We start from the raw sequence: 24,420 nt of genomic DNA on the forward strand, positions 1-24,420 counted from the left end.
AATGATAGGGGTAGGTTATTTAATAAATAAAGCTGATAATTCCCTGTTGGTGTGAACGGTCAATGCCCTTATTTCATAAAGTTATATCCAATCTTTTTTTATTCTTTAATCATCGGATCTGTTTCTGGCAGGCTAGGCTCATCACAACATCACATAAGAGAGTGGTCGATGAACAAGTTAGGCCTCGGGTTAACGCTGCTGCTGGCTTCTGCTGGCGTTCTGGCAAAAGATATTCAGTTACTCAATGTCTCGTACGATCCGACGCGCGAGCTTTACGACAACTACAACAAAGCTTTCAGCGCTTACTGGAAACAAAAAACCGGTGACAATGTGGTCGTTCGTCAATCACACGGCGGTTCCGGGAAGCAGGCCACCTCGGTTATCAACGGTATTGAAGCCGATGTGGTGACTCTGGCACTGGCCTATGACGTGGATGCCATTGCCGAGCGCGGTCGTATCGATAAAAACTGGATCAAACGCCTGCCGGATAACTCTGCACCTTATACCTCCACCATCGTTTTCCTGGTGCGTAAAGGCAACCCGAAACAAATCCATGACTGGAATGATCTGATCAAACCGGGCGTGTCGGTGATCACCCCGAACCCGAAAAGCTCCGGCGGCGCACGCTGGAACTATCTGGCAGCCTGGGGCTATGCCCTGCACCACAACAACAACGATCAGGCGAAAGCCCAGGACTTCGTGAAAGCCCTGTATAAAAATGTCGAAGTGCTGGATTCCGGCGCGCGCGGTTCGACCAACACCTTCGTCGAACGCGGGATTGGCGATGTCCTGATCGCCTGGGAAAACGAAGCCCTGCTGGCGACGAACGAACTCGGCAAAGATAAATTCGAAATCGTGACCCCGAGCGAATCGATTCTGGCTGAACCGACCGTTTCCGTGGTCGATAAAGTGGTCGACAAAAAAGGCACGCGCGACGTAGCAGATGCTTATCTGAAGTATCTGTATACCCCAGAGGGCCAGGATATTGTCGCGAAGAACTACTACCGCCCGCGTGACGCGGCAGTGGCGAAGAAATACGAAGCGGAATTCCCGAAACTGAAGCTGTTCACCATCGATCAGGAATTTGGCGGTTGGACGAAAGCGCAGAAAGACCACTTCTCCAACGGCGGTACGTTTGACCAAATCAGTCAGCGATAAACACCAAAAACGAAGCGGCCCTACGGGGCCGTTTTCATTTGGTCATCATTTTGCGTTACCCTTGCGCTTCAGAGCTTTCACAGGGACCGAAAAATGAAGCGCATTAACTACCTGATTCTGGGGATCATTGTTTTAGTCGGCGGGGCGGCCGCGGGCGGCTGGTATTGGTTGCACTCAGGCAATCCCGATGCCTTACGCCACTTTGTTATCGACCAGTGCGTACCTAACCAGCAACAGCATCAGTCGCCTGCGCCGTGCGCGTCGGTGAATCTGCAGGGGGGCTATGTGCTGTTTAAAGACCGGAACGGGCCTCTGCAGTATCTGCTGATGCCGACTTATCGCATCAATGGCACGGAAAGCCCGCTGCTGCTCAACCCACACACCGCGAATTACTTCTGGCAGGCCTGGCAAAGCCGTCAGCTAATGAGCGCCCGACACGGCTCACCGGTGCCTGATTCAGCTGTCTCACTGACCATCAATTCGCGGACCGGACGCACGCAAAACCATTTCCACATCCACATCTCCTGCCTGCGGCCCGATGTGCGCCAGCAACTCGACGCCAGCCTGGATTCCATCAACAGCCGCTGGCAACCGTTGCCGGGGGGATTACGCAGCCATCAATACCTTGCGCGCCGCGTGACGGAAACGGAACTGGCGCAGAAAAGTCCGTTCCTGATGCTGGCGGAAGAAGTGCCAGAAGCGCGTGACCACATGGGGCGCTTTGCCCTGGCGATGGCGCAGCAGAGCGACGGAACCTTTGTGTTGTTGGCGACCGAGCGTGATTTGCTCACCCTGAACCGTGCCTCGGCGGAAGAAATTCAGGATCACCGCTGCGAGATCTTGCAGTAAAGCCGCTCCTTGCAAAGCCATAAAAAAACCCGGTCGCAATGACGCAGACCGGGCCTTATGTTTTGAAGTACAACAGCGATTAAGCCTGTTTAGCGGCTTCTGCAGCTTTAACGATCACCGCGAAAGCGTCAGCTTTCAGGGAAGCACCGCCAACCAGCGCGCCGTCGATGTCCGGCTGGGTGAACAGTTCAGCAGCGTTAGCAGCGTTAACAGAACCGCCGTACTGAATGATGACCTGCTCGGCCACTTTCGCATCGGCTTTAGCAATGTGATCGCGGATGAATTTGTGAACCGCCTGAGCCTGAGCTGGGGTGGCAGATTTGCCGGTACCGATAGCCCATACAGGTTCGTAAGCGATAACCACGCCTTCGAATGCGGCTGCGCCCTGAGTTTTCAGAACGGCATCAATTTGACGGGCGCACACTTCTTCGGTTTTGCCCGCTTCGTTTTCTGCTTCGGTTTCACCGATGCACAGAACCGGCACCAGACCCTGCTCTTTCAGCACGGCGAATTTCTTGGCGATCAGTTCGTCAGATTCTTTGTGGTATGTACGACGCTCAGAGTGACCGATGATGATGTATTTCGCACCGATATCTTTCAGCATTTCCGCAGAGGTTTCACCGGTGAATGCGCCGGACAGGTTCAGGTCAACGTTCTGCGCGCCCAGGATGATATGGCTGCCGCCAGCGGCCTGTTTAGCCAGGTCGATGTACATTTCCGGCGGCGCGATAGCCACGCCACAACCGGTCACGCCAGACAGCTCTTTACGCAGGTTAGTCACCAGCTCGTTCACCATGTGGCGGCTGCCGTTCAGTTTCCAGTTACCCATCACTAAAGGATGTCGCATTTGAATTCTCCACGCTACTTGAGCGAATTAAGGATTATGGCCACCCATAGGGGCGGCATGGTCTGTGAAACAGTATAGAGATTCGACGCTGGAAAGGCTTTGCTTTTTGTCATTTATTGTTGCTTTCCAGAGTCTCAGATAGCGCCAGCTTAATCGGTTCAACAGCGAAGGTCAGGCCTTTTTCACCGTTGTCTGCGACCACATAGCGAAGTGCACCTTCGTTGCTGGTGTAGTACCGCTTGTTCTTCCCGGCGTTGAGTAGTTTTTGCAGTTTTTGCAGGCTTTGCGCTTTGGTGATAGCCGGGGTAAAGACGCGTAACACCGCGCTCATGTACTCCAGTGCTTTCGCTTTGGCGGCTTTTTGTTCCGGGCCCTGAATCGGTAGCCAGGTAATCTGCATCGATTTAATTTTCAGCGTGCCGCGCTCCAGGGCGGTGGAGGCATACAGATTTTCATTAATTTTGCTGGCAGCACGGGTGAGGTTGAGCTTATCGCGGCTGGTGGTTATCGAGCGAAATTCATTCAGCGGCAGCGTTGGATTGTCGGCATTAAACTTCTCGCGGAACTGACTGACCGAGAGGTCGAACGTTGGCGCACCCGAGAGCAGATAAGGCGCGGTAGTGTTCTCGCCTGTTTCAGCCGACAGCGCATTCGGGCCGATAGCCAGCGCCATCAGCCCAAGAAAACACAAAGTCAGCCATTTGATCATCTACATCACCTAAGATTTTTTCCTGTGACGATTAAAACGGTAAACCGCCCCGCTTGTCAAAAAGAGACCACTTCAGGGTAAACTACGCCCCATTACGATGATAAGGATTTTTCCATGACCCTACAGCAGTGGTTATTTTCGATTAATGGGCGTATTGGACGCCGTGACTTCTGGATTTGGATTGGCATTTGGGTGCTGGCGATGATTGTGCTGTTCACCCTGGCCGGGGGCGGCTGGCTGAATCTGCAAACTGCCGCGTTTGCGCTGGTGTGTCTGCTGTGGCCGACTGCGGCGGTGACCGTCAAACGTCTGCACGATCGCGGTAAATCAGGCATCTGGGCGTTGCTGATGATCCTGGCGTGGATGCTGCTCGCCGGGAACTGGGCGATGCTGCCGGGCGTCTGGCAGTGGGGCGTGGGCCGCTTTATTCCCACTCTGATCATCGTGATGATGCTGATTGACCTGGGCGCGTTTGTTGGCACCCAGGGTGAAAATAAGTACGGGAAAGAGACGCTGGACGTTAAATACCGCTGATCACCAGTAGTGCTCGGCGGTCATATGGCCCGGTCGGCGGCGCAAATGTTTGGTCATCTGCCGGGACTCTTTTAGCAACTGCTGGGTGTCGCGCACCATCTGCGGGTTGCCGCACAACATGACATGGCTGTTTTCAGCGGTCATCGTCAGGCCCGTTGCGGCTTCCAGCGCGCCGCTTTCAATCAGCGCCGGAACGCGGCCCGTAAGCGAGCCAGGCACAGCTTCACGGCTCACCACGGTTTGAATCCGCAGTTTGCCCTCATAGCGCTGTTGCAGCTCCAGCATCAGCGGCAGATAGCTTAAATCGGCGGCATAACGCACGGCGTGTACCAGCACCAGATTTTTGAAACGCGCTAAATCTTTGCCTTCCTGCAAAATCGAGAGATACGGCCCCAGCGCGGTACCGGTCGCCAGCATCCACAGGGTCTCGCAGTCCGGGACTTCATCCAGCACAAAGAACCCTGCCGCTTCGCTGACCAGCTGGACTTCATCGCCGGGTTTCAGCGCCGCCAGCCGTGGGCTGAGCTTACCTTCCGGGACGGTAACCAGATAAAACTCGAGGTCGGGATTGCTCGGGGCGTTGACGTAGGAATAGGCGCGCTGAACGCGCTCGCCGTCAATTTCCAGCCCCAGCTTGGTGAACTGTCCGGCCGTGAAGGGGTGAACGGGGGCATGAACGGTGAGGCTGAACAGGGCATCTGTCCAGTTCTCGATTTTGGTAACTTTGCCTGTGACCCAATCCGCCATGTTAGTCTCCTCGTTACTTTGATAGTCCTATCTTCGCCACCCGGAGGAAAGATTTCCAGCCCCAAAGGGCCTGAAAGCTCTATTGATCAAATGAATCAGAGAATGTGACGCTGGATTTCGGGATCTTTGCGATCGAGATAGTGAATCGACTGAATGCGGCGGATGGTGCGCGATTTACCACGAATCATCAGGGTTTCGGTGGTGGCGATATTGCCCTTGCGAGTGATCCCGTCCAGCAGGTCGCCTTTGGTTATCCCGGTGGCGGAGAAAATGACGTTATCGCTGCGGGCCATTTCGTCGAGACGCAGAACTTTACCGGCTTCAATGCCCATCGCGGCGCAGCGTTCCAGTTCGTTTTCGCCGATACGACGGTTCTCTGGCGTGTCGCCTTTGACATCGTGACGGGCCAGCAAACGGCCATGCATATCGCCATCAAGCGCGCGGATCACCGCTGCCGACACCACGCCTTCCGGCGCGCCGCCAATTCCATACAGCACGTCCACTTCGCTGTCCGGCATACAGGTGAGAATCGAGGCCGCCACATCGCCATCGGGAATAGCGAATACCCGCACACCGAGTTTCTGCATGTCAGCAATCACCTGGTCATGGCGCGGCTTGGCCAGAATGGTCACCGTGAGTTCTGACAGCGGTTTATCCAGCGCTTTTGCGACGTTACGCAGGTTCTCTTCCAGCGACAAATTGAGGTCGATGGCGCCTTTCGCGCCCGGGCCGACAATCAGTTTTTCCATGTACATGTCCGGCGCGTTGAGGAAGCAGCCTTTGTCGCCGACCGCCAGTACCGCCAGCGCGTTGGCTTGGCCCATGGCGGTCATGCGGGTGCCTTCAATCGGATCGACCGCGATATCCACCGCGTCGCCCTGGCCGGTCCCGACCTGCTCGCCGATAAACAGCATCGGGGCTTCGTCGATTTCACCTTCGCCAATCACGATTGTGCCGTCGATATTGACCTTGTTGAGCATGATGCGCATGGCGTTCACCGCGGCACCGTCGGCGGTGTTTTTATCACCCCGGCCCAGCCATTTATAACCCGCAAGCGCGGCGGCTTCGGTCACACGCGAAAATTCGATGGCAAGTTCTCGTCTCATAACATACTCATTGTGGAAGCTAAAAATGGCACGCAGCGCTGACGGCTACGCGTTGGAATATCGTTCGGTTTCCGGCATCCAGCGTTCGATTAACGCCTGCGCCTGCTCGGGATATCTTTCATGAATATGGCGCGCGATGCGTTGAATGTCGGGGATCATCGCCTGATCGCGCAGCAAATCGGCCACTTTAAATTCGGCTGCACCGGTCTGGCGAGTGCCGAGCAATTCGCCCGGGCCACGGATCTCGAGGTCTTTTTGTGCAATCACAAAGCCGTCGTTGCTGTCGCGCAAGACCTGTAAGCGTTTTTGCGCCGTTTTTGACAGCGGTGCTTTATAGAGTAGTACACAGTGTGAGGCGACCGCGCCACGGCCTACGCGCCCGCGTAGCTGGTGGAGCTGCGCCAGGCCCAGACGCTCTGGGTTTTCTATAATCATCAAGCTGGCGTTGGGCACGTCCACCCCGACTTCAATCACCGTGGTGGCGATCAGTAAATGGAGTTCACCCTGCTTGAAGGCCTGCATCACGGCCTGCTTCTCAGCGGGTTTCATACGACCATGCACCAGACCGATATTCAGTTCCGGTAGCGCGATTTTCAGCTCTTCCCAAGTTGCTTCTGCCGCCTGCGCTTCCAGTAAATCGGACTCTTCAATCAGGGTGCAGACCCAATAGGCCTGACGACCTTCGTGCATACAGGCGTGGCGAACACGCTCGATAATTTCATGTCGCCGCGTATCGCCAATGGCCACGGTGGTCACCGGGGTACGGCCCGGCGGCAGCTCGTCAATAACCGAGGTGTCGAGATCGGCGTAGGCGGTCATCGCCAGGGTGCGCGGGATAGGTGTCGCGGTCATGATCAGCTGATGAGGATGGAAGCCCTGCTGCTGACCTTTCTCCCACAGCGCCAGACGCTGGTGGACGCCGAAGCGGTGCTGTTCATCAATGATAACCAGCGCCAGGCCATTAAACTGCACCTGTTCCTGGAAAATGGCATGGGTACCGACCACCATTTGCACCTGACCGCTGGCAATAGCTTCCTGCTGCGCCAGCCGCGCTTTGCCTTTCTGCTTGCCCGCCAGCCAGCCCACTTCAATGCCCAACGGCGCAAACCAGCTGCGGAAGTTATTGGCATGCTGCTCAGCCAGTAGCTCGGTCGGCGCCATCAACCCCACCTGTTTGCCGTGAGCGATAGCCCGCAGGGCGGCCAGAGCGGCAACCAGCGTTTTCCCCGAGCCGACATCGCCCTGAACCAGGCGCATCATCGGGATATCCTGCGCCAGGTCTTTTTCGATTTCAGCCACGACCCGCGCCTGTGCGGCGGTTGGCTTAAACGGCAGGGCGGCAAGCAGGCCGTTTTTCAGTTCGTCTTTCGCCGGGAGTGATTCTGCGTGATAGCGCTGGGCACCCGCGCGAAGCGCCAGCATGCTGAGGTTATGGGCCAGCAACTCTTCCATGATCAGGCGGCGCTGTGCCGGGTGTTGACCACTTTCTAGATCCGTCAGCTGTAACGACGGCGGGGGGCGGTGCAGCGTGCGTAACGCTTCCGGCAGGCTCATCAACCCTTGCGCCAGTTCCGGCGGCAGCAGTTCGGTAATGGCGCAGGTGTCGAGCAAATCCAGCGCCTGGTCGGTGAGCTTGCGCAGCGTGGCCTGACGAACGCCTTCGGTGGTCGGATAGACCGGCGTCAGCGTTTCCTGCAACTCTGGCTCGCTCAAATCGCCCTGCACGCGGTATTCCGGATGGATCATCTCCGCGCCGTATTTCCCGCGCTTGGCTTCCCCGTAGGCCAACACACGGCGGCCGGTGGCGAGACTGTTTTTCATCGCCGCGTTGAAGTTGAAAAAGCGCATGGTGAGGATGCCGGTGCCGTCGCTGATCTGGCAGGTCATCATTCGGCGACCGCCGAAGGTGATATTGCTGTTGAGGACTTCGCCTTCCACCGTGGCGTAGATGCCAGGCAGCAGGTCATTAATGGGGTAAAGCTGGGTGCGATCTTCGTAACGTAGCGGCAGGTGCAGAAGCAAGTCCTGCACGTTATGCAGGCCGATTTTCGCCAGTTTGCTGGTTTGCGCTGCGCCAACGCCCGTTAATGCACTGAGCGGGACGGCATCCAGCAGACGGCCTTTCATGGCTTACTTCGCCGCCTGCATGGTGGCCCACCAGGTTGCATCGGCCTCGATTTCACCACGGTCATTGACGTGCGGATAGGGTAGCTTTTTGCGTTTTGCGACGTGCGCCAGAACGGGATAACCGCCCTCGAACAGCAACCGCTGCTGCTCGTCATCCGCCAGCACGCTGTTTTCGCGCTGATACATACCGGCATTTTGCCGTTGTCGCTGGGCTTCGTAGAGGATAAGCGCCGAGGCCACGGAGACGTTCAACGACTGCACCATCCCGGTCATCGGGATGATGATGTCCTGGTCGGCGAGATCTAAGGCTTCCTGAGTAATGCCGGTTTTTTCCTGACCCATCAGAATGCAGGTCGGACGCGTGTAGTCGATTTCACGAAAATCGACAGCGTTATCAGAGAGATGAGTTGCAAGGATTTGCATGCCACGGCTTTTCAGCACGCTCACCGCATCGCCAATGGTTGGATGGGTTTTAACCTGCACCCAACTGTTACTGCCTGCAGCGGCAGAGGCCATGGTGCGCATGCGATTGCCCGGCCAGACGGCGTGGACTTCATGCACGCCAACGGCATCGGCCGTGCGGATAATCGCGGAGACATTATGAGGCTTATGAACCTGCTCCATGCAGACCGTCAGATCAGGCTGACGCCTGGCGAGCATCTCACATATACGCGCATAACGCTGTGTATTCATTGCACTAGTTTCGGTTACGGGTAACTTTAATCACATCCGGCATAACGCGAATTTTGCGCATAATGTTGGCCAGATGGACGCGATCGCGTGCCGTCAGACGAATGAAGGCGCTGTAGACGCGACCATCTTTCTCTTCCGTATTCAGGCTCTGAATATTGGATGAGGCGGTGTTGATCGCGGCGGTGAGATTCGCCAGCGCACCCTGATGGTTGAACATATCCACCTTAATTTCGGTGATAAATTCCTGTTCGGTCTCTTTATCCCACTCCACGGCCATGAATTTTTCCGGTTCTTTCTGGTAACCGCGAATATTTCGGCACGACTCGTGGTGGATAACCAGCCCTTTGCCCGGGCTGACGTGGGCGATGATCGGATCGCCTGGAATAGGACGACAGCACTTGGCGAAGGTGATCAGCACGCCATCGGCGCCTTTAATCGGCAGATGTCCGTGGCCGGTTGGCGTAGGCTGCAGCTGTGCCGCACCCGCTTCACCCTGCTGAAGATTTTTCGCGACCACCACGCTCATGGCGTTGCCCAGACCAATTTCGGCCAGCAGATCGTCGAGCGTCGGCAGCTTCATACGGACCAGTTCGCGATGAATATTTTCTTGCGGAATTTCTGCCAGCTTGCGGCTGCCGCCGAGCGCATGGTTCAGCAGGCGACGGCCAAGGCTGACGGAGTCATCACGTTTCAGGTTTTTCAGCAACTGACGAATTCTGGCGCGTGCTTTAGAGCTGACAACAAAGTTCAGCCACGCGGCGTTCGGACGAGCGCCCGGTGCGGTAATTATCTCCACCGTCTGCCCGCTGGTTAGCGGCTGCGACAGAGGATACGGCTGCCTGTCGACGCGTGCGCCCACGCAGGCATGACCGATATCGGTATGCACCGCATAGGCGAAATCGACCGGCGTAGCGCCAGCAGGCAGTTCGACAATGCGGCCTTCCGGGGTGAAAACATAAATCTCATCCGGGAAGAGATCAGATTTTACGCTCTCGATAAATTCAAACGAGCTACCGGCGCTCTGCTGTAGTTCCAGCAGGCTTTGCATCCAGCGCTGGGCACGGATTTGCGCGGTGGTACTGCTTTCGCCGTTCTCTTTGTACGCCCAGTGAGCGGCAACACCCATCTCTGCCATCATGTCCATGTCTTCGGTGCGGATCTGCACCTCAACCGGCACGCCGTGCGGGCCAATCATGGAAGTATGCAAGGACTGATATCCGTTCGCTTTCGGAATGGCGATATAGTCTTTCACCCGGCCCGGACGCGGTTTGTACAGGCTGTGCATCTGCCCCAGAACGCGATAGCAGGTGTCGAAATCATGCACGATCACGCGGAAGGCGTAGATATCCATGATCGAGTGAAAACGCTGCTCTTTGAGCACCATTTTGCAGTAGATGGAGTAAAGATGTTTTTCCCGGCCGCTGACGCGACATGGAATACCCGCTTCCTGTAAACGCCCATCGATTTCCGAAAGGATTTTTTGAATCATCTCTTTACGGTTACCGCGTGCCGCTTTAACCACTTCTTTAATGACGCGATAGCGGTTCGGGTACAGCGCTTCAAAGCCCAGCTCTTCAAGCTCGGTTTTGATGTGATGGATACCTAATCGGTGCGCCAGCGGGCTGTAGATTTCCAGCGTTTCGCGGGCGATGCGGCGACGTTTATCCGGACGAAGAGAGCCCAGAGTGCGCATGTTGTGAGTACGGTCGGCGAGTTTGATGAGTATGACGCGGATATCCTGCACCATCGCCATAATCATCTTGCGGAAGTTTTCGGCTTGCGCCTCTTTCTTATCGCGGAATTTGAGCTTATCAAGCTTCGACACCCCTTCTACCAGTTCGGCAACGCTTTTACCAAACAGCTGTTCCATATCCTGGTAGGTGGCGGGAGTATCTTCAATCACGTCATGCAGTAGCGCGGCCATCAGCGTTTCATAGTCGAGTTTCATCTCGGCCAGAATGCAGGCGACGGCTACCGGATGGGTGATATAGGGTTCACCGCTTGAACGTGTCTGTCCCTCGTGAGCATCACGTGCGACGAGATAGGCCTGCTGAAGACGCTTAATCTGGTCTTCTGGCAGGTAAGTTTGAATCAGCTGATTCAGGCTCTCAAACAGATACAAGGGCGACCCGCAGGGTTAATTAACGACGACCTTCAGCAATGGCGGTTACGGCCTGCAGTTCTGCGGCTTCCTGCTCTTGCTGCTCCTGGCGATCACGAACGTCGAGGATCTGGTTGTTGATCAGACCTTCTTCGATTTCGCGCAGCGCGATTACGGTAGTTTTGTCGTTCTCTTCCGGTACCAGCGGATCTTTACCGCCTGTCTGCATCTGACGAGCGCGACGCGCGGCGACCAGCACCAGGTCAAAACGGTTACCAATTTTTTCTACAGCGTCCTGAACAGTTACGCGTGCCATATTTCAAAGCTCCACAGATGACGAAATGACTGGGCATGATACTGAATGTGGGTTCAGTCTGCCAATAGTTTGCTGATTAAAGCGTCATGGCGCTGTTTTTGGCGGCTCATGCGCAGACGTTCAGCACGAATGATGGTTTTCAAGTCGCCCAAGGCGGTATCAAAATCATCGTTCACAATCAGGTAGTTATATTCGGCGTAGTGGCTCATTTCCGCCACGGCCTGCGCCATACGTTTGGCGATCACTTCTTCGCTATCCTGACCACGACCGCGCAGACGGCGATCGAGTTCGTCTTTCGACGGCGGCAGAATAAAGATACTGCGCGATTCCGGCATGGCTTTGCGGATTTGCTGCGCGCCCTGCCAGTCGATATCAAGGAACACATCGACGCCGGATTTCAGAACCTGCTCGATGGTTTCACGCGAAGTACCGTAATAGTTACCAAAAACTTCTGCGTGCTCAAGAAACGCATCTCTGCCAATCATCGCTTTGAATTCGGCGTGATCCACAAAGAAATAATGCTCACCGTGAACTTCACCCGGACGCGGCGCGCGCGTGGTGTGTGAAACAGAAACCTGGGTGTCGTATAACGGTTGGGTTTTCAGTAATGCCTGAATCAGGCTGGATTTACCCGCGCCACTAGGGGCAGAAACAATATAAAGCGTGCCTTGAGCCATGAGAGTCTTGTGTATGTTGAGTCGAAAGAAAGTCTACATACGAGCCTATTATACACGTCGCCGCTGCGTGACGTAGTCTTTGTCACACTTTTTGCGTGAGTTTCTTTACTTTTGCGCACTGCTTTCCTGATTTTTCTGCCTGTTGCAGCAACAACGCATGTTTCTCTGAATCCTCTGCGCAAACCCGTAAAGCCCGCCTCGCCAGCAGATTGTGGTCGCGTTACAACCAGCCGTACTTAGGCAGGAGAAGAGACATGACAGGGATAAGAGGAATAGTGATGGTGGTATTGGCGGCATTGGCGTGTTCCGCCCAGGCGGCTTGCCCCGACTGGTCTGCGGACAGGGCCACACAGGAGATTACCCGTCTGCAGCGGCAAATAGACGAGTGGAATGAAGCTTACTGGCTGTCGGGGATTAGTGAGGTGAGTGATGATGAATTCGATCAGCTCAGCGCCCAGTTAACACAGTGGCGTCGATGCTTTGATAAAGCAGTCGAAATCCCCGAAATACCTGCGCTGAAAGGCGCTCTCGCTCATCCTGTGGCGCACACCGGCGTGCGTAAGCTGAAAGACAACCAGGCTGTCGCCCTTTGGATGCACGATAAAACAGACTTATGGATCCAGCCCAAAGTTGACGGTGTGGCAATGACTCTCGTTTATCGTAGCGGCGAACTGGTGCAGGCGATCAGTCGGGGAGATGGCCTGGCCGGAGAGGACTGGACGGCGAAGGTGCTTCAAATTCCAGCGATCCCCAAAAAACTCCAGGGCAGGTTGGCCAACAGCGTGCTGCAGGGGGAGCTTTTTCTTCGACAAGCCGGACACATCCAACGGCAAAAGGGGGGGATAAACGCCCGTTCAAAAGTCGCGGGTGCCATGCTCCGTAAGACCGACTCTGGCCTGCTCTCTGACTTGGCCGTGTTTATCTGGGGCTGGCCGGATGGCCCTGAGGAGATGCTCCAGCGGCTGGCGTGCCTGCATGAGGCCGGTTTTGCTCTGGTGGCGGAATACTCTCTTCCCGTGAAGACCGTTTCAGAGGTGGCCGCCCAACGCCAGCGCTGGTTCTCTTCGCCGCTGCCTTTTGCCACCGACGGCGTTGTACTGCGTTCGGCAAAAGAGCCCGATGGGCGGCACTGGCAACCGGGAGAAGGCACCTGGGTGGCAGCCTGGAAATATCCGCCAGCAACACAAATCGCCGAGGTGAAAGCCATTGAGTTTGGTGTGGGGCGCACCGGTAAAGTGGCCGTGGTGGCTCGGCTTGAGCCCGTTATGCTGGATGATAAACAGGTTCGCCGGGTGAATATCGGGTCACTTCGGCGCTGGCAGGAGTGGGATATTGCCCTCGGCGATCGACTGAATATCAGCCTCGCCGGGCAAGGCATCCCGCGTATTGATAGCGTTGCCTGGCGCACCGTTCAGCGCATTAAGCCCACACCACCGGCTGGAAACGTTAATGAGCTGACCTGCTTTTGGTCCTCACCTGAGTGCCAGCCACAGTTTTTGGCGCGGCTGGTATGGGCGGCTCAACGGCTGCACATTGACGGTGTGGGCGAAGCGAGTTGGCTGGCACTGTCTCAGGCACATCATTTCGAACACCTGTTTTCATGGCTGGCGCTGGATGAAGCGCAACTGCGCCAAACGCCAGGCGTGTCGGCAGGTAAAGCGCGAATGCTCTGGCATCAATTTAATCTGGCGAAGCAGCAACCTTTTACTCATTGGCTGCTGGCGATGGGTATTCCACTCAATCAAAAAACGCTATTGAACCTGCGGGTGCAAGGCTGGGCGCAGCTTGTGGAGATACAAACAGAAGACTGGCAAAAACTGCCGATGATCGGAAAAACCAAAGCCAGCCAATTGAGGCGCTGGCTGGCGGATTCGCAGGTTAAGGCGTTGGCGCGGTGGCTTGCGGGTTATCACATTGAGGGTTTTTAAAGGGAGTTTTTCCCTACTTTGCGAAAACGTGTATTTTTCTCTGGCGAACCGAAGGTGTCACGCAGATCGTCATAATCGAAAATATGACGACCACCATCCATCACCGGGAATGATGTCTCTGGTTTATAACAGGCTTCAAGAGGGGATTCGCAGTGAGAGACTCCCGTAGAAATGCCCATCAAACTGAGCATCAATTCATAGTTATGCGCAGTGGAGTAGCGTTCTTCCACTGTACCAAGTCGACGCGGTTTGTTGGCAAGAGCTGACGGGCTGTACCAGATAAATTGGGGCACATCATAGGCTTCCTTACTCGGATTACGAGAACCGTGCATATAGTGTGATTCAAGACTTGGGTTTTTCTCTAAACCATGATCGGAGAAATAGAGCAGCGCCGAGGCACTGTTGTTAAGTCGTTTGACGACTTCCCCAATAACGTGGTCGGTATAACGAATAGCGTTATTATAACAATCTTCATATTTATCTTGGGTATGGAAATAGTCCGCAGAGGCTGGATAGCGAATACAGGCCATTTCATGGCTGCCATTGATATGCAAAACAATCAGTTTGCGGCCCGCAACCGTCAGGGCTTTATCCAGCGCAGGAAGAAGCTCTTCGTCATAGTTAGTGCTGATCCACTGTGCCTTTTGGCTCAGTGAAGCAATCGCTACCACATAATTATTACTTTTCCCGGAATTACCCTGGGCACTGATCCACTCGGTGTAAAAACCTGCTTCATTGGCAACGCGAAGAATATTATCGGCCAGTTCATTGGCAGTGAAATTGTCAGGATCTGCTTTGCTGAGGATCATCGGAACAGCCAACACCGTTGCCGATGCAGGCGCAATCGCGTGCTTGAAGACCAGCGCGTTATGACGAAAGGCGGACGCAACGGGGGTGGTATCCAGGCCGAAACCATAGAGCTGCATGTTACTGCGGCGGGCAGATTCACCCACGATAACAACATAGTTCTCGATGCCGGTATCACTTGCGGTTAATGCGGGATAGTGAAGATCGGCCTTATAAATTTGCTCGGCGAGTTTACTGTCACGCACCGCAATAATAAATTCCGACCCTACATAAAATGGGGTATTAGCCAAAACTCGAGAGCTTAACGGGTAATAAACTTCCAGATCTTTACGCTGCTTCAACCAGCATGCTGAGGTGTACCAGACAAAAAACACCACTAACAAGCTCATCCCCACGCGTTGAGTCGTGGTGGAGGTATTTTCAGCCAGATAACGAATGGCCAGCAGTGTCATGATGAAATAGAGCGCAATGATTGGTATGTAATAGGTAAAAAGCCCAGACATACTGGTCACTTCACTGAAGTGCGTGGTCAAAATACTCATAGCGAAAACGCTACTGAATTCGCTTTGGTATATGCGCCAGGTACAAAATGAAATCGCAAAATTGAAGGTTAAGGCGATGGTCAGCAGCAGAGAGAATAATTTCCCAACAAAGTAGCGGTAGACCGCAGCGGCTGACAGCAGCAAAAGTGCGTTACAAATCGCAATGCGGATCACGAACCTGAACGGCAGCGTGACGGCTGCAGGCCAGATCTGAATCAGCATGGAAAAAAGAAACGCCAGGATAAAATACTGGCTAAGATTCTTTTTAAGAATAGGTAGCGATGCACTAATAAACGACATAAGAGACTTAACGTAAATTGGACTTAAAAAATTGTCGCTATTGTATCCGCTTTTTCAAAATTTCGCTGTGCGGGATGTGTGTTTTTCACCGTAAATTAATCACCAGGCAGAGCATGTGCCCCATATTTTGGGTAAAAATTAATGTGAATTGTGCGTGTAATGAAAAACAGGCAGTCCAAGCTTAAGCCGCAGGGCTAACATGCGCATCGTAAAGCCAAAGAATAGCGTGGCGATCACTACCACGTCATGGCTACTGACGTAGTGCTGCAGGGCGATATACAGCACCGCTGAGGCAAACGAGACGCCGGCATACAGCTCTTTCTGAAATACCAGTGGAATGCGTTTACAGAACATATCGCGCAGCACGCCGCCAAAGACACCGGTGATGACCGCCGCGATGGTGGCAATAATGGGGCCTTCACCCATGTCGAGGGCAATTTGCGCCCCGATAATGGAAAATACCACCAGACCCAGGGCATCCAGCACCAGGAACAATTTGCGAAGATGTGGCATCACGGGTGCCACGATGGTGGTCAGCACCGCGGCAACCGCCACGATAACCACATATTCCGGGTGCTTCACCCAGCCCAGCGGATAGTGCCCGAGCAGAATATCGCGCACTGAACCGCCACCCAGCGCTGTCGCGGTGGCAATAATAATGACGCCAAAGGTATCCATCCGACGACGACCCGCCGCCAGCGCGCCTGTCATTGCTTCCGCAGTGATACCGATAAGATAGAGAATGTGTAGCAGCATGGTCGCCCCCGAACTGTGTCGAGGCAGATTAGCGATTTGTGCGCTGCATCACGATTGAGATTTTCTAAGGCAAATCAGAATGGATTAGTTTTTCTTATTCAATGTTGCTTATGCGTGAAGGGTTGGCGGAATGGGTGTTCAATTATGGATTAGAAAAAGTATGTCATATAAGTTGTGTGTAGCGTGGGATTTACGGTGACGAGCGTGGGGTGAGAAGAAGCCCGAAGAGCCGGGCTTCCAGGCGCTTATTCGATTGAATCTGAATATTGAGTGATTGTATGAATGTGTTGATCTTATTGTGTTTTTTATAATCTGTTTTTTCGTTAAGTACACCCTTAAGTACACAAGAAAAGAAAGTGTTCATTGCAGTTGGGGAAATCGGTTCAGTAAGATGAAGTAACAAGTGCGGATTGTTGGCATACTTTACATTTTGCAACTTTAAGAGAGGGCTCTGTAGGGCCTCCTCCTTGCCATTCTGTATGAAAATGTTGGAAAGAGCCTCTGACCTGCTCCCCGTTGATTAGTACACCCCGATGTTAGTAATGTCTTCATAAGCCACATGAGGACATCCCCATGAAGAAGCGTTTTTCCGACGAACAGATCATCAGTATTCTCCGCGAGGCCGAAGCCGGTGTATCCGCCCGTGAGCTCTGCCGCAAGCACGCCATTTCTGATGCCACGTTTTACACCTGGCGTAAGAAGTATGGCGGTATGGAGGTGCCCGAGGTTAAGCGCCTGAAGTCGCTTGAGGAAGAGAACGCCAGACTCAAGAAGCTGCTTGCCGAAGCCATGCTGGATAAGGAGGCGCTTCAGGTGGCTCTGGGGCGAAAGTACTGACGACAGACCAGAAGCGCGAAGCCGTTGAGTTTATGTGTGATGCGACCGGTCTGTCGCAACGTCGTGCCTGCGGGCTCACAGGCTTGTCCCTGTCGACCTGCCGCTATGAGGCTCAGCGTCCGGCGGCTGATGCCCATTTATCAGGGCGCATCACTGAGCTGGCACTGGAGCGCAGGCGTTTTGGCTACCGCCGCATCTGGCAGTTACTGCGCCGTGAAGGCCTTCATGTTAATCACAAGCGCGTATACCGCCTTTATCATCTGAGCGGGCTGGGCGTAAAACGCAGACGACGTCGTAAAGGGCTGGCAACAGAACGTCTGCCGCTGCTCCGCCCGGCGGCGCCCAACCTGACCTGGTCGATGGATTTTGTCATGGACGCACTGGCTACCGGTCGCAGGATCAAGTGCCTGACCTGTGTGGACGACTTCACGAAGGAGTGTCTGACAATTACCATCGCATTCGGGATTTCAGGCGTTCAGGTCACGCGTATTCTGGACAGCATTGCGCTGTTTCGAGGCTATCCGGCGACGATAAGAACTGACCAGGGGCCAGAGTTCACTTGCCGCGCACTGGATCAATGGGCCTTTGAGCATGGTGTTGAGTTGCGCTTAATCCAGCCGGGCAAGCCAACGCAGAACGGATTTATTGAGAGTTTTAACGGACACTTTCGCGATGAATGCCTGAATGAACACTGGTTCAGAGACATCAGTCATGCTAGGAAAATCATCAGTGAATGGCGGCAGGATTATAATGAGTGTCGCCCGCACTCCACGCTGAATTATCAGACGCCGTCTGAATTTGCGGCGGATTGGAGAAAGGTTAATTCTGATAGTGAAGGATCCGACATTACTAACTAAGCGTTGTATCTAATCCTGGGGGCAGGTCACGACGGCGAAGGATATCTGGATGTTTCCAGTTCCCTAATATCTGGCGTTCGAAGTACTCATGGGCCAGATCTGAAACCTTCAACGCATTTTTTTGCTCTTCAATCTTTTTGATAGCCTCGGCCTTACGTTCCTGCTTTTCTCCTGCAACGTCATAGCCTAAGGCAACACGCGCGGAAAGTTCTTTCGCCATTTCTCGCGCTTTAGCGAGTGAAAATTCAGAGTAGGTTCCAATAACCATTGCCCTCTGTTTCCCGACAAACCGATAGCGGAAACGCCAGAATGGGATAGCGTAGTTTTTAGGAAAGCATAGATACAAGCCATTGCCATCAGATCGACCATTAAATCGTTCCCCAGCCCTCACCCATGCTTTGATCTGAATGTCCGTTAGCTTTGCCATAATTCGTCCTCAATAAAGTTCTTACTGTGTACATAGATGTGCGTGTACATAACATGAGTATATACACAACTATGTACACGATAAACGTGCGCTGTATTGAGATCGCGTGAGATTCTATGGCATTAGAAAAGCCCGTTATTACACGGGCTTGTTGGTATGGTGGAGATGTTGTGAGACTTAAAAAGTTTGTCTAAAACTTTACTCTATGTTTTGAATCTGTTCGCGCATCTGCTCAATCAGCACTTTCAGCTCAATGGCAGAGTTGGTGACTTCGCTGTTGATGGATTTGGAACCCAGGGTGTTCGATTCGCGGTTGAATTCCTGCATCATAAAGTCGAGGCGACGGCCAACGGCTTCTTTCTTCTTCAGGATATTCCAGGTCTCTTTGACGTGGGCTTCCAGTCGGTCGAGTTCTTCAGCGACGTCGATACGCTGCGCCATCATCACCAGCTCCTGCTCAAGACGGTTGTTCTCAAGCTGGACCTGCGCTTCTTCAAGCTTGGCGACCAGACGCTCGCGTTGCCATTGCATTATTTCAGGCATATGGGCACGCACTTTGCTGACTTCTGCGCTAACACCGTCGAGACGCTGTTCGATCAGGGCTTTCAGCGCCTGGCCTTCGGTTTCACGGGCCACGATGAAATCATCCAAAGCGCCATCAAGGGCTGAAAGAATCTCCGCGGTGATGGCATCCAGGTCTTGCTCTTGTGCGGCCATTACACCCGGCCAGCGCAGGATATCGACCGGGTTAACCTCACCTTCGTCGCTCTGCATTTTGACCCAGTTGGCAGCGTTAACCAGCTGTTTAGCCAGCTTTTCGTTGAGAATAAGCTCACCTTGGGCGCTCGGATCCTGCTCAAAACGCAGCGTGCATTCGACTTTACCACGCGTCAGACGGGCACGAATACGCTCACGAACCACGGGCTCCAGGCTACGGAACTGCTCCGGCATGCGGAAATAAGTTTCGAGATAACGCTGGTTTACCGAGCGCAGTTCCCACGCGGCACTGCCCCATTCACCCTTGATTTCACGCCGGGCATAGGCGGTCATACTGCGGATCATAGACGTTCCTGTTTTGAAAGGAGTGATGGGGGGATTATAGCTAGCGGGGCTTTCTCATGATAGGAATATGCATCCTTAATCCGTATATACACGTCATCTTTCAGGCTGCTTCTTTGTTGGCTGCCTTCGCTCACCCCGGTCACTTACTGATGTAAGCTCCTGGGAGTTCACTCAGTTGCCGCCGCAATGCAACCTAAATGATTTTGTGTATAATGCGCGCCACACTCGTTTTAAGCCGGAGATATCATCATGCGTCCAGCAGGCCGTAGCGCTCATCAGGTGCGTCCCGTAACCCTGACCCGTAACTACACCAAACACGCTGAAGGCTCCGTGCTGGTCGAATTCGGTGATACGAAAGTGCTGTGCACTGCCTCTATTGACGAAGGCGTACCGCGCTTTCTGAAAGGCCAGGGCCAGGGCTGGATCACCGCCGAATACGGCATGCTGCCGCGTTCGACGCATACCCGTAATGCCCGTGAAGCGGCAAAAGGGAAGCAGGGTGGCCGTACTATGGAAATCCAGCGTCTGATCGCCCGTGCGCTACGCGCAGCGGTCGATCTGAAAACCCTGGGCGAGTTCACCATCACCCTGGACTGCGATGTAATTCAGGCCGATGGCGGCACGCGTACGGCTTCCATTACCGGTGCCTGCGTGGCGCTGGCAGATGCGCTGAATAAACTGGTGGCTGCCGGTAAGCTCAAAACCAACCCAATGAAAGGCATGGTTGCTGCGGTTTCCGTCGGCATCGTGGCGGGTGAAGCGCTGTGCGATCTCGAGTATGTAGAAGATTCCGCCGCAGAGACCGACATGAACGTGGTGATGACTGAAGACGGTCGCATCATCGAAGTTCAGGGCACGGCAGAAGGCGAGCCGTTCACCCATGAAGAATTGCTGACCCTGCTGGCGCTGGCCAGAGGGGGGATTGAATCCATTGTCGCGACGCAGAAAGCGGCACTGGAAAATTGATTTTAAGGGCGACGTTGTCGCCCTTTTTTTTGTCCGTAGAAAAGTAAGATGAGGAGCGAATCCATGAAACCGTATCAGCGCCATTTTATTGAATTTGCGCTTAACAAGCAGGTACTGAAGTTCGGCGAATTTACGCTGAAATCTGGGCGTAAGAGTCCGTATTTCTTTAATGCCGGGCTGTTTAATACCGGGCGCGATTTGGCACTGTTAGGCCGTTTCTACGCAGAAGCGTTGGTGGATTCCAGCATTGATTTCGATTTGCTGTTTGGCCCTGCGTACAAAGGTATTCCGATTGCGACCACCACCGCGGTGGCGTTAGCGGAACATCATGAGCGTGATGTGCCTTACTGCTTCAACCGTAAAGAAGCCAAAGATCACGGCGAAGGCGGAAGTCTGGTAGGAAGCCCGCTGGAAGGGCGCATTATGCTGGTCGATGACGTGATCACCGCCGGGACGGCGATTCGCGAATCGATGGAGATTATTCAGGCCAATGGTGCGACCCTGGCCGGGGTGTTGATCTCTCTGGACCGTCAGGAGCGAGGCCGCGGTGAGATTTCTGCTATTCAGGAAGTGGAGCGCGACTATGGCTGCCAGGTGATTTCGATCATTACCCTGAAAGACCTGATTGCTTATCTGGAAGAGAAGCCGGAGATGGCTGACCACCTGGCTGCGGTCCGAGCTTACCGCGAAGAGTTTGGCGTTTAAAAACGAAACCGGGCTTTACGCCCGGTTTTGTTACTGTAACTGCGCCGCAACCAGCGGCCAACGGGCATCAAAATCTTCCGTTGGGCAGTATTTGAATTCACTGCGTACAAAGCGAGACAGCATCCCTTCGCAAAACGCTAACAGCTGACCGGCGAGCAGCGTTTCATCCGTCGTATAGCCTTCACCTTCGCGCATTTTCTTTTCACGTAGCACCTGACGCAGCTGAGCTTCGATACGTTCAAACAACTGATTGATGCGGCTCTGCAGCCTGTCCTGCTCAAACATCAGCGCATGGCCGGTCAAAATGCGGGTCAGACCAGGGTTACGTTCCCCGAAGCCGAGGATCAACAGCACAATCAGGCGCAGACGAGCGCTGGTATCTTTCTCATCCTTTAAAATCAGATTGATACGCGTAATCAGACTGTCTTCGATAAACTCGATCAGGCTATCGAACATCCGGGTTTTGCTTGGAAAATGACGATACAACGCCGCTTCGGATACGCCGACCGATGCCGCCAGTTTTGCGGTGGTAATACGTTGGCTACCGTCACTGGATTCAAGCATAAGTGCCAGAGATTGAAGTATTTCTTCGCGACGATTCCGTTTCGCGGTTTGTTTTTCTGCCATGTTATTCAAATACCCCTGAAAATAAACACTCGTCTGGCGGGCATCCACACAGCGACCGCAAACGGTCGCTTGCGGTGATGTTATTGCATTATTTCGCTGTAGGATGCTGCTTCAGAACGGCTTATTTGCGTCCTGAATGACCGAAGCCGCCTTCGCCACGCTCGGTGGTGTCAAACTCTTCCACCAGGTTGAATTCTGCCTGAACGACAGGAACAAACACCATCTGGGCAATACGCTCGCCCGGCTCGATGGTAAAGCTTTGCTGACCACGGTTCCACACGGAAACCATCAGCTGGCCCTGGTAATCGGAGTCGATCAGGCCGACCAGGTTGCCGAGCACGACACCATGCTTATGACCGAGGCCTGAGCGTGGCAGAATAACCGCCGCCAGAGACGAATCGGCGATATGAATAGCCAGACCGGTTGGCAGCAGGGTGGTTGCGCCAGGAGCCAGTTCCACGGCGTCATCAAGACAGGCTCGCAGGTCAAGTCCGGCAGAGCCGGAGGTGGCGTAAGTTGGCAGCGGGAATTGCTCGCCAACGCGCGGGTCCAGAATCTTAACGTCGATTTTTTTCATCATAACGGGTAACGATCTCGTCCAGTAGTAATTGGCCCAGGAGTTCCTTTCGCGTAAGCGGTAAGACTTTATCTCCATCCTGCCAGAATAGGTGCAAGGCGTTGTTATCGCTGTTAAAACCCTGATTTTCCTGCGATACGTCGTTCGCACAGATCAGATCAAGGTTCTTGCGGGCGCGTTTTTGCTGCGCGTATTCTTCCACATTATTTGTTTCTGCGGCAAACCCTACGACGTAAGGACGAGAAGTTTTCAACGCGGCAACACCGGCAACGATATCCGGGTTTTTGACCATTTTTATCGTTAATTCATCACCTTGCTTTTTAATTTTCTCATCCGCAATCGCTGCTGCACGGTAATCCGCGACGGCGGCGCAGCCAATAAAAATGTGCTGACCCTGAGCATTGTCCTGAACCGCCGCTTCCATCTCAAGTGCGGTGGTGACATCGATACGCTGCACGAGCGGTGGCGTCGTCAGCGAAACAGGGCCGCTAACCAGGGTGACGTTCGCGCCACGATGTGCCGCTGCGGCGGCAATCGCAAATCCCATTTTACCGGAGCTGTGGTTTGTGATGTAGCGTACCGGGTCGAGAGGTTCTCGCGTCGGGCCTGCGGTAATCATGATATTGAGATGTTGCAGATCGTTGACAGGCGAAAAATGCGTTGCGGCCATGTCGACAATCACTAACGGGTCGAGCATACGGCCAGGGCCGACGTCGCCACACGCCTGGCTCCCGCTATCCGGGCCCCAAAGCAAAACGCCGCGTGATTCGAGCGTATTCAGATTTTGCTGGGTAGCCGCGGCCCGATACATCTGCTGGTTCATTGCCGGAACGACCGCCACCGGCGACGGTGTAGCCAGGCAAATGGTTGAGACCAGGTCGTTTGCCATGCCGGCGGCAACGCGGGCAATGAGATCGGCGGTGGCCGGCGCCAGGATAACTAAATCGGCCCATTTCCCGAGTTCGATATGACCCATCGCCGCTTCGGCAGCCGGGTCCAGCAGGCTATCGGAGACCGGATAACCGGAAACCGCTTGTAGGCTCAACGGTGTAATGAAGGCTTTTGCCGCTTCGGTCATGGCGACACGAACGTCGGCACCCCGTTCGCGCAAACGACGCACCAGTTCCGGCGTTTTATACGCAGCGATACCGCCGCTGACGCCGAGAACGATTTTTTTACCGGCCAGGCTCATCATGATTCTTTCCTGTGAAGGAGGTAGGAATCTGGCCATTTTATCACAATCCCGATGCTGTCGTGCTGCAAAGGAAAATCCACTTTGCGAGGCATTACGCAAGAGTGAAATTGCGTAGTCGTGTGGGGTGATGCAGGCGTGGCAAGATGGCGCTCGTCAAAAGGAGAGCGTTTATGGAAGACGTTGAGCTGATGTTGCCGCGCGAAAAAATGCAAATCAAAGGAATTGAAGCCCTGAGTGATGTGGAGCTGCTGGCCTTGTTTCTGCGAACCGGAACACAGCGCCGGGATGTGCTCTCGTTCGCCCGCTATCTGCTGGAACATTTTGGCTCACTGCACGGATTGTTGCTGGCTTCAGAGTCTGCGCTCATTAAGATGGACGGCATCGGTATTGCCAAGTATGCCCAACTGAAAGGGATTGCCGAACTGGCGCGACGCTTCTTTAACGTGCGTCTGATGCTGCTGGAAGACCCGCTCAGCAGCCCCGATATCACGCGAGAGTTCCTTCAAAGTCAGTTGGCAAATGAAGAGCGTGAGATCTTTATGGTTATCTTCCTCGACAACCAGAACCGGGTACTGAAGCATTGTCGGCTGTTTAGCGGCACCTTAAGCCACGTCGAAGTGCATCCTCGCGAGATTGTGCGTGAGGCGATTAAGGTCAACGCCGCCGCGCTGATCCTCGCACACAATCATCCTTCAGGCAGCGCCCAGCCGAGTAAAGCGGATAGAATCATTACCGAAAGAGTGATAAAGTGTTGCAACTTCATGGAGATAAGCGTCCTCGATCATTTCATTGTCGGTAAAGGTGAAATGGTTTCTTTTGCCGAACACGGTTGGATTTAGCGATCCATCGGGATCTTTGTCTGTTCGGGACTTGAGCACACCGCGGAGTCAGCGTATACTACGCCACCTTTGAGAATCTCGGGTTTGGCATTTGGGCCTGGCTATACGAGTTCACTTAGAACCGTCAGACC

At 54.0% G+C, this 24,420-nt stretch carries 23 protein-coding genes and 1 pseudogene; 8 read left to right on the forward strand and 16 right to left on the reverse strand.

The window, feature by feature from the left end; translation table 11 throughout:
- Positions 1 to 168: 168 nt before the first annotated feature.
- Together ACG0Z5_RS06415 and ACG0Z5_RS06420 are read left to right on the forward strand one after the other, a co-directional pair.
- The gene (locus ACG0Z5_RS06415; RefSeq protein ID WP_394446176.1) at positions 169 to 1,158 is read left to right on the forward strand and encodes a sulfate ABC transporter substrate-binding protein; all 990 of its coding nucleotides are present in this window, start codon (positions 169 to 171) and stop codon (positions 1,156 to 1,158) included.
- Between the two features lie 93 nt (positions 1,159 to 1,251).
- Positions 1,252 to 2,007: a CDP-diacylglycerol diphosphatase gene (locus ACG0Z5_RS06420; RefSeq protein WP_394446177.1), complete on the forward strand. Its 756-nt coding sequence runs from the start codon at positions 1,252 to 1,254 to the stop codon at positions 2,005 to 2,007.
- A 79-nt stretch (positions 2,008 to 2,086) separates the two neighbouring features.
- Here ACG0Z5_RS06420 and tpiA read toward each other — a convergent pair whose 3' ends face one another.
- A complete protein-coding gene (gene tpiA / locus ACG0Z5_RS06425) occupies positions 2,087 to 2,854 on the reverse strand; it encodes a triose-phosphate isomerase (RefSeq protein WP_319627243.1) in 768 nt (255 codons plus the stop codon).
- Between the two features lie 109 nt (positions 2,855 to 2,963).
- Positions 2,964 to 3,563 (reverse strand): DUF1454 family protein, encoded by a 600-nt coding sequence (locus ACG0Z5_RS06430; RefSeq protein ID WP_394446179.1) that lies wholly within the window; start codon positions 3,561 to 3,563, stop codon positions 2,964 to 2,966.
- Positions 3,564 to 3,677: 114 nt separating this feature from the next.
- Here ACG0Z5_RS06430 and ACG0Z5_RS06435 point away from each other — a divergent pair, with 114 nt between their 5' ends.
- Positions 3,678 to 4,097: a DUF805 domain-containing protein gene (locus ACG0Z5_RS06435; protein ID WP_394446181.1), complete on the forward strand. Its 420-nt coding sequence runs from the start codon at positions 3,678 to 3,680 to the stop codon at positions 4,095 to 4,097.
- On the opposite strand, the gene fpr is transcribed toward ACG0Z5_RS06435, so the two are convergent.
- From fpr to gmk, 7 genes are all read right to left on the reverse strand, one after another.
- The gene (gene fpr / locus ACG0Z5_RS06440; RefSeq protein WP_394446183.1) at positions 4,098 to 4,844 is read right to left on the reverse strand and encodes a ferredoxin--NADP(+) reductase; all 747 of its coding nucleotides are present in this window, start codon (positions 4,842 to 4,844) and stop codon (positions 4,098 to 4,100) included.
- Positions 4,845 to 4,939: 95 nt separating this feature from the next.
- Complete coding sequence (gene glpX, locus ACG0Z5_RS06445; protein ID WP_394446185.1) at positions 4,940 to 5,950, reverse strand: class II fructose-bisphosphatase; 1,011 nt, start codon at positions 5,948 to 5,950, stop codon at positions 4,940 to 4,942.
- 45 nt (positions 5,951 to 5,995) lie between these two features.
- Positions 5,996 to 8,077: an ATP-dependent DNA helicase RecG gene (gene recG, locus ACG0Z5_RS06450; RefSeq protein WP_394446186.1), complete on the reverse strand. Its 2,082-nt coding sequence runs from the start codon at positions 8,075 to 8,077 to the stop codon at positions 5,996 to 5,998.
- A 3-nt stretch (positions 8,078 to 8,080) separates the two neighbouring features.
- A complete protein-coding gene (gene trmH / locus ACG0Z5_RS06455) occupies positions 8,081 to 8,770 on the reverse strand; it encodes a tRNA (guanosine(18)-2'-O)-methyltransferase TrmH (protein WP_394446187.1) in 690 nt (229 codons plus the stop codon).
- 4 nt (positions 8,771 to 8,774) lie between these two features.
- Entirely contained in the window at positions 8,775 to 10,892 is a 2,118-nt protein-coding gene (gene spoT, locus ACG0Z5_RS06460; RefSeq protein WP_394446189.1) for a bifunctional GTP diphosphokinase/guanosine-3',5'-bis pyrophosphate 3'-pyrophosphohydrolase, read from the reverse strand.
- Positions 10,893 to 10,911: 19 nt separating this feature from the next.
- Positions 10,912 to 11,187, reverse strand: a complete 276-nt coding sequence (gene rpoZ, locus ACG0Z5_RS06465) for a DNA-directed RNA polymerase subunit omega (RefSeq protein ID WP_110510340.1) — start codon at positions 11,185 to 11,187, stop codon at positions 10,912 to 10,914.
- 53 nt (positions 11,188 to 11,240) lie between these two features.
- Positions 11,241 to 11,864, reverse strand: coding sequence for a guanylate kinase (gene gmk / locus ACG0Z5_RS06470; RefSeq protein ID WP_394446191.1), 624 nt, complete (start codon positions 11,862 to 11,864; stop codon positions 11,241 to 11,243).
- A 254-nt stretch (positions 11,865 to 12,118) separates the two neighbouring features.
- On the opposite strand from gmk, the gene ligB reads away from it, so the two are divergent.
- Positions 12,119 to 13,792, forward strand: coding sequence for an NAD-dependent DNA ligase LigB (gene ligB, locus ACG0Z5_RS06475; RefSeq protein WP_394446193.1), 1,674 nt, complete (start codon positions 12,119 to 12,121; stop codon positions 13,790 to 13,792).
- On the opposite strand, the gene ACG0Z5_RS06480 is transcribed toward ligB, so the two are convergent.
- Both ACG0Z5_RS06480 and ACG0Z5_RS06485 read right to left on the reverse strand, forming a co-directional pair.
- A complete protein-coding gene (locus ACG0Z5_RS06480) occupies positions 13,789 to 15,441 on the reverse strand; it encodes a phosphoethanolamine transferase (protein WP_394446194.1) in 1,653 nt (550 codons plus the stop codon). The genes ligB and ACG0Z5_RS06480 overlap by 4 nt on opposite strands.
- 138 nt (positions 15,442 to 15,579) lie before the next feature.
- Positions 15,580 to 16,197, reverse strand: coding sequence for a trimeric intracellular cation channel family protein (locus tag ACG0Z5_RS06485; RefSeq protein WP_394446195.1), 618 nt, complete (start codon positions 16,195 to 16,197; stop codon positions 15,580 to 15,582).
- A gap of 573 nt (positions 16,198 to 16,770) precedes the next feature.
- On the opposite strand from ACG0Z5_RS06485, the gene ACG0Z5_RS06490 reads away from it, so the two are divergent.
- Positions 16,771 to 17,891, forward strand: a protein-coding gene (locus ACG0Z5_RS06490; protein WP_394446196.1) for an IS3 family transposase whose coding sequence is annotated in 2 segments (ribosomal slippage) — positions 16,771 to 17,029 and positions 17,029 to 17,891 — 1,122 coding nt in all. Because the reading frame shifts where the segments join, the coding sequence is not laid out codon by codon here.
- A gap of 28 nt (positions 17,892 to 17,919) precedes the next feature.
- Here ACG0Z5_RS06490 and ACG0Z5_RS06495 read toward each other — a convergent pair.
- Positions 17,920 to 18,318: pseudogene (locus ACG0Z5_RS06495) on the reverse strand (Arm DNA-binding domain-containing protein); the annotation flags it as partial.
- Between the two features lie 198 nt (positions 18,319 to 18,516).
- Entirely contained in the window at positions 18,517 to 19,380 is an 864-nt protein-coding gene (locus ACG0Z5_RS06500) for a YicC/YloC family endoribonuclease (RefSeq protein WP_319627231.1), read from the reverse strand.
- A gap of 249 nt (positions 19,381 to 19,629) precedes the next feature.
- Between ACG0Z5_RS06500 and rph the strand changes: the two genes are divergently transcribed.
- Together rph and pyrE are read left to right on the forward strand one after the other, a co-directional pair.
- A complete protein-coding gene (gene rph / locus ACG0Z5_RS06505; protein WP_319627230.1) occupies positions 19,630 to 20,346 on the forward strand; it encodes a ribonuclease PH in 717 nt (238 codons plus the stop codon).
- A 63-nt stretch (positions 20,347 to 20,409) separates the two neighbouring features.
- Entirely contained in the window at positions 20,410 to 21,051 is a 642-nt protein-coding gene (gene pyrE / locus ACG0Z5_RS06510; RefSeq protein WP_394446197.1) for an orotate phosphoribosyltransferase, read from the forward strand.
- Between the two features lie 30 nt (positions 21,052 to 21,081).
- On the opposite strand, the gene slmA is transcribed toward pyrE, so the two are convergent.
- From slmA to coaBC, 3 genes are all read right to left on the reverse strand, one after another.
- The gene (gene slmA / locus ACG0Z5_RS06515; protein WP_394446198.1) at positions 21,082 to 21,678 is read right to left on the reverse strand and encodes a nucleoid occlusion factor SlmA; all 597 of its coding nucleotides are present in this window, start codon (positions 21,676 to 21,678) and stop codon (positions 21,082 to 21,084) included.
- Positions 21,679 to 21,799: 121 nt separating this feature from the next.
- Positions 21,800 to 22,258, reverse strand: coding sequence for a dUTP diphosphatase (dut, locus tag ACG0Z5_RS06520; protein WP_394446199.1), 459 nt, complete (start codon positions 22,256 to 22,258; stop codon positions 21,800 to 21,802).
- Positions 22,236 to 23,447, reverse strand: a complete 1,212-nt coding sequence (gene coaBC / locus ACG0Z5_RS06525; RefSeq protein WP_394446302.1) for a bifunctional phosphopantothenoylcysteine decarboxylase/phosphopantothenate--cysteine ligase CoaBC — start codon at positions 23,445 to 23,447, stop codon at positions 22,236 to 22,238. The genes dut and coaBC overlap by 23 nt, the downstream gene beginning before the upstream one ends.
- Positions 23,448 to 23,620: 173 nt before the next feature.
- Between coaBC and radC the strand changes: the two genes are divergently transcribed.
- Positions 23,621 to 24,289, forward strand: a complete 669-nt coding sequence (gene radC, locus ACG0Z5_RS06530; RefSeq protein ID WP_394446303.1) for a RadC family protein — start codon at positions 23,621 to 23,623, stop codon at positions 24,287 to 24,289.
- Positions 24,290 to 24,420: the final 131 nt, after the last annotated feature.

The organism is Scandinavium sp. M-37, from assembly GCF_043558715.1.
GTDB lineage: Bacteria > Pseudomonadota > Gammaproteobacteria > Enterobacterales > Enterobacteriaceae > Scandinavium > Scandinavium vulneris_A.